The organism is Nitrosomonas sp. Nm34 (assembly GCF_900113925.1).
In the GTDB taxonomy this organism is placed as follows: Bacteria; Pseudomonadota; Gammaproteobacteria; order Burkholderiales; family Nitrosomonadaceae; genus Nitrosomonas.
The window spans coordinates 19877-27024 of record NZ_FORD01000037.1 but is presented as its reverse complement, the minus strand read 5'-3'; the positions used below and the strand labels follow the sequence as shown (position 1 = coordinate 27024).

Sequence of the window (7148 nt, the reverse complement as noted above, 5' to 3'; positions counted from 1 at the left end):
ATTTCAACGTCATCGCCGCCTGAAAGGAGCGGCGTTCCGCTCCGAGCATTTTCGAACTTGCCAGTCTCAGGTCTTCTATTTGGGACGTGCTCAGGAGCGCAACTGTCGGGGCGGAGGCGAACAGCATGATCAAGCTCAGTGGTTGAGCAAGTGGAAGCCCCATTATACCTCAATGGGAATAGCCTTTTTCGGAAATCACCTTAACTTCTTTGAGCATACTTGTTATCTGCACTGTGCCGTTCCCCGCATCAAGACATCGTCAGGTAAGGTAATTAATGTAGCGGTACCGTGGACACGTGCCAACAGTGGTTTTACCTTGCTGTTTGAAGCCTTGGCTTTGGCCATGATTGAACGGGAAATGCCGGTCAATCGTGTTGCTGAGCTAATGCAAGTTAATCCACAACGCATCTGGACGATATTCAACCATTGGGTAGGCAAAGCGCTGCGTGCAGATGATCCTTCTGCTATCAGACAGCTGGGTATCGATGAAACTTCCACGCGCAAAGGGCATAACCATGTCACGGTGGGAGTTGATATGGAAAGTGAACGTGTGATTTATGTGAATGAAGGAAAAGGCAAACAAGCCGTTCAAGCCATTAGCAGACATTTGCAAGCAAAAGGGGCTCAGGCAGAGCAAATTCAGCAGGTCAGCATGGATTTATCGCCCGCTTTCATTGCCGGCGTCAAAGATACTTTCCCTGGTGCACAGATTACCTTTGATCGTTTCCATATCGTCAAGCTGCTCAATCAAGCAATGGATGCAGTGCGCAAAGCCGAACGCAAGGAACACGATGCGCTTAAAGGCCACCAATACATTTTTCTAAGAAACCCCGAATCACTCTCAGAGACGCAACAGCAACAATTAACCAGCATGCTTCGCCTCTATCCTACCTTGGGAGAGGCCTACCGCCTCAAAATACTGTTCAATGATCTGTGGAGCATGCCAGATAAACTCAGTGCGCACGCTTTTCTTACGCAATGGTGCAATGAGGTCAATCAAGCCGGCATTCCAGCTTTCCAGGCTTTCGCTAACACGGTCACTTCTCATTGGAGCGGGATTGTTCACTTTGTCGAGTCCCGTCTGACCAATGGCCTTCTTGAAGGTATCAATCACAAGATTCAGCTTGTCAAACGGCCCGCCAGAGGTTACCGGAATATTAACAACTTCATCAATATGATTTACTTTTTATGTGGAAAGCTTCAGTTTACTTACCCACGGTATTTCACATAGAACCTATTTTTTTAAATTTCAGCCGAAGTATGAAGTCTTTTTGCTGAAAATACACCAAAAACAGCTAATAACATCGTCTTAAATTTAGACGATAACGAAAAATCCCCCGGTTTTGCCGGGGGAAAGTTATTTATTTGCGCTAGTTTTACTCAATTTTGTGGAAATCTTTATTTTTCAGATTATGTGCAACCTTTCGTTCTTTATCGGATATCAGAATTTTTGGTTAAACATTAAATAAGATTCCTCACACAACACAGCAGGGAGATTAATCCAATTGATGTTAAAAAATAATGTTATGAAATCTTAGTTTGTTACTATTTTTAGCTAATTGCGACCAAAGTTAACCATCCATGCAAAGTTAACATTGCTGCAAGAATCATAGACATAGTTAAAGAATAGGTTTTAGATTGTTTCTTTCTCATAATAATTTTCCTCTTTAAATTAATCACTCATAAATTTAAATTAATAAAACTGCGGCGATGACCTAAAAACGACTATTTTCACCTTGGGTAGCATGATGTTGCGTCGTTTTTTCCCTTCAGGGCCGCCGCGGTTCCTGTTTCAATGCCCTGAAAGGGCGAGGAATTTGGCCCGAAGAGATTAAATATATAGTCAAAATAATAGGTTATTTTATTTGTTTATATAATATTTACAAATATTTTACTATTATTTCACATATTGTTCACAATTTTTTCACAATATTTTATTTTTGTAAAGATTTAATTTCTATCAATGTAGAGAATAAAGAACAAATAAACTGCTCGAGTTTGTCTGGATTTGTATTACGAGATTTGTCTGGCTTAAGAGGAAATACAAAGAGGACTTCAAGTTAAGCGAATAAAGGAATTACTACGGACCAGGAAAATGAGTTTTGAGGAGGTGTATAAGGGGTTATAAGAGAGGGAGTAAATACGCAAGAGGATGCAGCATTGTTGCGCACGGTATGCGATCACACGTTTGCCAAGATCTGCGATCTAAGGATTGTAAATAAAGAATGCCTCGCTACATAAGCGATCCGATAGAATTAGGGTCATCGAAATTGTCACCAATTAGGTGATGAAATGAGTTGGTGCGATGAGAGCTCTGGCACAAATGGTGCTTCCATTTCGAGTGAGGGCAATGGCTTATATAATTCTATTTCTATTTCGTAGGTGAATTTATAATCCAGAGCCATGCAACGATAGATTGGGTACGTTCACGATCTGTTATCATGCTGCATTACTGCTTCCAGGTGATTTTCAAGTGCGTCCAAGCTGTCGAATACGCAGTTGTGCAATGATTCCTTTCGTGACTCATCCCAAAGATTCTCCACAGAATTGTTTTCCGGTGAGGAGGGTGACAGCATCAGTAAACGCAGATTATGTGGCAGCTTAAGGGTATGACTACGATACCATCCTGTCCCATCGAGTGCCATGATAAGCCGGTTTTGGGGTAACGTGCCGCTACTTCATCCAGAAATATCTACATGCAATGGCTATTAACCTGAGGCAGAATAAGTGTATCCAGTTCACCATCAAAATACCCCCTGCCGCTGCTTTTTCTATAAAAGGCGCTAGAAAAGCAACCTCTTCTTCACGCGAAAGATTTTCGTGCCGTCGTCCGCCGCGGGTAGGCTTGGCTGTATCACGTCTGCTGCCATTGTGGATAAGACGCATTCGAATTAGGTGGATGAGATACAACAGGACAATCGCGCTTAAAAGTGCTTGAAAATAGAATTTAGATAAGATAATAACGCTATTAAACCGATCTATATTTCAGAAATGAATTTTTGGCAAATTGGCCCCTATTTTTGATGCTCGTACAATATTAGGGCTAACTAAGTTTGACATATTCAAGGCGGACTAGTGCAGGGCAAGCTTGATGTGGTTGTGGCTATGAAAAGATGGGGTTTTTTCTTAAAAAAAATTGTCTGCGCTATAAATGAACCAAAGAGCGCCTAATAAGATAAAAACACCGATGATGTAAAAAAATGCCCATATAACAAACAACTTAACAAAACCGAATTTTGGCAGAAATGACTTGAATAAAGTTATGCTACCAACCGAGTCAGCAGAACGCTGAGTGGTTGTGGGGCATGCCTGACCCGTTTGCTTATTAACCGCATTCATTGCTTCCATTGTGGCAATCCATTGATCGTGTTTATGGCGTTTGTCAGGATCGGACAACACTTTATATGAAGTGTTAATAATCGACATGATTCTAGCAGTCTCGGTATTTTCCTGCTTTTTATCTGGATGAAGCTTTTTGGAAAGTTTTTGGTATGCTGCATGAATCGCCTCCGGTGAAGCGTTGCGTGGCACCTCAAGGTTATCGTAGTGGGTATGTATCTTAGCCATGTGAGTTGAGTCTAGCAATTAACTATGTAATTTCCATACAATTTTTATGCTTATGACAATATAACTGCAACAAAATTGCTACGTTTATTAGGTTTATTAACTAGTGCCAGCCCCGAAACCTCATTTTTTCATCAGCAAGCTAACTGTCTTTTTAAGCACTTTAGAAAAAACAATGAGGCTATGCATGCAAAAAAGGCTCTGATTAAATTTTTGGGGAGACAGAGCATAACAAACACGATATTTATCCAACACTTACGCCTGATTGTTCGCAATCAGGTGATTTTTGCGCTAGCTGAAATACGCAAAAACTATTACATAACGTTACTTTGACTTAATTTTTGAGAAACCTCCATTTCTTAAATTAAACGTAACATATTTTTTTATCGCAGCAATGGGTTTTCGGCCCTTACGAACTAGTGATCAATCAGTTTATAACAAAATAAAACGATTTAACATATTTTCCTCAGTTGAACCTATAAAAACAAGCGCAAACATAGTACCGTAAAGACTTTATGGCTGAATAAAGGAGTCACCCAATGGGTGAAAAGGATTTTGAGGAAAAAGCAGTGGTAAAGGCGGAGGGTAACGCCGTGCAGGAGATGGAGCAATCTGCACAGGAGTTGTGTTTGTCGACCCCTGGTGGTCGATTTCACGTGCGCTGGGATGAGAACGGAAGCGCCTCAGCCATGGGTCAATTGGCATTTTTTTGCTGAATTCCTGGAGGTCACCGGCTTATTTGCCCGTTGGGTAGAAGGATGCCCGCTGCCTTACACGAGTCCTAATGCCCCTGCGGTGGTTGATTTACTGGGTACCTGGTTGCTCTCCATTTTTGATGGGCAGCGACGCTATGCCCACATCGCCGGGCTATGGGGAGATGAAGTGGCTCCTGAGATACTTGGCATGAGCAAGATTGTCAGCGATGAGAGCTTGCGTCGCGCGCTGAGCGCGCTTGCGCCAGGCTTACTCAAACGTTGCGATGAGGCGCAACGCGCTACCCGCCTGGCTCAGCTGGTGAAGAGTACAAGCTGGATGGATACAGCGCTCAGCGAGAGTACTGGTGAAGCCTTGAATACCGCCGCCTGGATTCTCGATGCTGATAGCAGCGTCAAGCTGTCGTATGGCCATCAAACAGGCGCTGAGATCAGCTACAACCCCAGAAAGCCGGGACGACCAAGCCACACTCTGCATACCTATTGGATCAGTAATGTTAGGCTGGTACTGGAGGTCGAAGTGCAAAGCGGTAAATCTCATGCTGCCAAACATAGCCTACCTCGTCTACGGCAGCTGATCGAAGGGCCTGCTGCTGAAAAGCGTCCCGCGCTGGTGCGTGGCGACAGTGCTTTTGGCAATGAAGTCGTGATGGCTGAAATGGAAGAGATCGATCAGCACGAGCAGTCGCGCTCACCTATAACTGGTGGAGTTGGTATGTTCGCCTGGCACACCCCAAAACACATCTGGAAGCGATTACCAGTCGTCCTTTGCTACTTAACGGGGTTGCCCGCCTGACCCGGCATTCGGGTCAATCTCGACTATTGCTTACATTAACTCACGTGGCCGGTGATCAAATCAAAACGATGATCAGCAGTGTCTGTAAGGTCTTGATTTCATTCTGGCAAATGCACCTCAGTGGCCAAGAATGGAACGTTGGTCTGCCTTGGTACGCTACATTATCGACAAAATCTTCGCCGCCAGACCCAAAAATCCGCCAATAATCGATTCACCAACCTTTTATTTACTTTCATTTAGCCTCCAATTCGGGTTAAAAGAGGGATTTAGGTTAAATGGCTTAAGGTGACAAGAATGTACGATTTGCGAGATGTTCTTCAATTGATCATTGGCAGTCTCAATGATCGAACGCTTATGTAACAGGAGTTGGGAGTTTGTCAAACAGTGACTGGGAGAAGTAGACCCGGTCAGAGAATTTGCTAAACAAAGAGCGCGTCAACTCTGGTAACGGATCTTAGTCCTCCACATTGCGTGCCGTAATTTTTACTCCCAGTAATTCTACTTGGTCATTGATGAAGATATAGTTTGAGCTCAAAAAACCAATTTACATTTGATATTTTTTAGTTTTAATTATTTCTGAGGTGGCTGATGATAGAATAAGGTGCTGTTCTATTAATATACAAGCAAGCATAAATATGCTCACATAATTTGCATTGATATGCTGAAAAAATATTTCGTTATTACTCTCATGTGAGAAATAGTTGTAGATTAAGAGTCGTGGATAAAAGGTTATTCAAAAAGAACGGTTAAAGTACGACTGACCCGAAGAGCAAAGCTACAATAAGTTATACGAGGATAACTAATAACTACTCTTAATACCCCGCTATTTACAGCAGGGTTATTTATCTTATAATTTCTATTTAATAGGGATTATGGGTAAAGAGGAATGCCCTAAGATTGAGGCTGTTGCTACATTTTGTATAGTAATTGCTTTAGAAACACGGTCAGCAACTTCGGGATGGTTTTCTGCGTTGAGTTCCCGAGCAGCGTTGTCAAAAGTCCATGCGTCAACAACGAATAGATCATACTGGTGGCCAAACGTACGACGAATTGCAGCACGATCAACAGTAGTGCCAACTTTTACATTTAGTGCGATGCCAAGTTCATTATGAGCGTCAACTAATTCTTCGTAATCGGCACCATGACTTCGTGCAGCTTCAATAACTGAGGAGCGATCTTCAGCAAAAAAACCTGACTGATTCAAGCGTTTCGCAGCTGTCTTAGTAACATATGCTTTTTCTGTATCACTGATAGAAATACCATAATTATTGGTTAAGGTGGCAATAGCGTCGATTTCCTTAATGATATACCGATAGATGTCCGGAGCCTTTGCGCATGCTCCACAACCACAATCGCTATGATCATCGCCATGAACAGCTGTTGTGTGCTTCTTATTTTTAAGGATATTTATTACTTCAGCTGTAAGTTCTGTTTCTGTTTTTTTATCCACGGACTCAGAATTTCCAAGATCAAATCCGTACACTATGCTAAGTGTACCACCCGCAGCCGATGGAGCTCTCTTACGGCTACCATTCTTATCTGTGCGACCATCTACGCAAATTTCTGGTAAATTACTTTCTACTGGGATGTTGAAATCGCCTGCTGCAACACGTTCATACATCATATTTAATATTTGTTTATCAATATCCTCTCGGTTGGCGGGGCCAATTTTTCCCATTCCTAAGCTGAAGTTACCTAAAGTCATGAATTGTGTCATATGGTCATTATCACTTTTTTTTGTTAAATCTGTTTTAGAATCACTATCTAAAAATCTTACCATACTTCTCAATTTTTCAAACATGCTCTTACCCTCCCTTGTGGTTAGCTAACTTCGTATAATATTACTTGATAATTATTTTGCATGAAATACTAAATAGGGGAAATTTAGATCATGAGAGGATTTATTTATCATGTGGCTGCGGAGAGATTGCCCATGTATTAAATGATGATTCGGTAAGCTAAAGCTGGCTGGCTTTCTTATGGAAAAAGAGTACAAGGTAATCTATTTGCTGTTCTAAATAAATAAGGTAATCCCTCGGCTATGCCGGGGGACTATTAAAGGTTTGACCGTGTGA

At 42.1% G+C, this 7148-nt stretch carries 8 protein-coding genes; 3 read left to right on the top strand and 5 right to left on the bottom strand.

Features of this window, described 5'->3' with window-relative positions:
• Positions 1–19 precede the first annotated feature (19 nt).
• On the top strand, positions 20–1231 hold the full coding sequence (locus tag BM283_RS12775; RefSeq protein WP_254776357.1) for an ISL3 family transposase: 1212 nt from the start codon (positions 20–22) through the stop codon (positions 1229–1231).
• Between the two features lie 1195 nt (positions 1232–2426).
• On the opposite strand, the gene BM283_RS12770 is transcribed toward BM283_RS12775, so the two are convergent.
• From BM283_RS12770 to BM283_RS12765, 3 genes are all read right to left on the bottom strand, one after another.
• Positions 2427–2645, bottom strand: a complete 219-nt coding sequence (locus BM283_RS12770) for a hypothetical protein (RefSeq protein WP_090693701.1) — start codon at positions 2643–2645, stop codon at positions 2427–2429.
• A gap of 28 nt (positions 2646–2673) precedes the next feature.
• Positions 2674–2886 (bottom strand): hypothetical protein, encoded by a 213-nt coding sequence (locus tag BM283_RS18190; RefSeq protein ID WP_139225275.1) that lies wholly within the window; start codon positions 2884–2886, stop codon positions 2674–2676.
• 240 nt (positions 2887–3126) lie between these two features.
• A complete protein-coding gene (locus tag BM283_RS12765; RefSeq protein WP_090693699.1) occupies positions 3127–3567 on the bottom strand; it encodes a J domain-containing protein in 441 nt (146 codons plus the stop codon).
• Positions 3568–4103: 536 nt separating this feature from the next.
• Here BM283_RS12765 and BM283_RS18915 point away from each other — a divergent pair.
• Together BM283_RS18915 and BM283_RS12760 are read left to right on the top strand one after the other, a co-directional pair.
• Positions 4104–4280 carry a hypothetical protein gene (locus BM283_RS18915; RefSeq protein WP_175492132.1) on the top strand — a complete coding sequence of 59 codons (177 nt, stop codon included), beginning with the start codon at positions 4104–4106 and terminating at the stop codon, positions 4278–4280.
• A complete protein-coding gene (locus BM283_RS12760) occupies positions 4231–5073 on the top strand; it encodes a hypothetical protein (RefSeq protein ID WP_254776356.1) in 843 nt (280 codons plus the stop codon). Before BM283_RS18915 ends, BM283_RS12760 begins: the two co-directional genes overlap by 50 nt.
• Positions 5074–5295: 222 nt before the next feature.
• Here the strand turns inward: BM283_RS12760 and BM283_RS20620 are convergent, their stop codons facing one another.
• Positions 5296–5454, bottom strand: coding sequence for a transposase (locus tag BM283_RS20620; RefSeq protein WP_175492131.1), 159 nt, complete (start codon positions 5452–5454; stop codon positions 5296–5298).
• Positions 5455–5929: 475 nt separating this feature from the next.
• Positions 5930–6874, bottom strand: coding sequence for a cadmium-containing carbonic anhydrase (locus BM283_RS12750; RefSeq protein ID WP_090693695.1), 945 nt, complete (start codon positions 6872–6874; stop codon positions 5930–5932).
• Between the last annotated feature and the right edge of the window lie 274 nt (positions 6875–7148).

What these genes read in the sequence shown, in the direction of transcription:
- BM283_RS12770 (WP_090693701.1), bottom strand. Translation starts at nt 2,645, where the DNA reads ATGGCACTCGATGGGACAGGATGGTATCGTAGTCATACCCTTAAGCTG.
- BM283_RS18190 (WP_139225275.1), bottom strand. Translation starts at nt 2,886, where the DNA reads ATGCGTCTTATCCACAATGGCAGCAGACGTGATACAGCCAAGCCTACC.
- BM283_RS12765 (WP_090693699.1), bottom strand. Translation starts at nt 3,567, where the DNA reads ATGGCTAAGATACATACCCACTACGATAACCTTGAGGTGCCACGCAAC.
- BM283_RS18915 (WP_175492132.1), top strand. Translation starts at nt 4,104, where the DNA reads ATGGGTGAAAAGGATTTTGAGGAAAAAGCAGTGGTAAAGGCGGAGGGT.
- BM283_RS12760 (WP_254776356.1), top strand. Translation starts at nt 4,231, where the DNA reads ATGAGAACGGAAGCGCCTCAGCCATGGGTCAATTGGCATTTTTTTGCT.
- BM283_RS12750 (WP_090693695.1), bottom strand. Translation starts at nt 6,874, where the DNA reads ATGTTTGAAAAATTGAGAAGTATGGTAAGATTTTTAGATAGTGATTCT.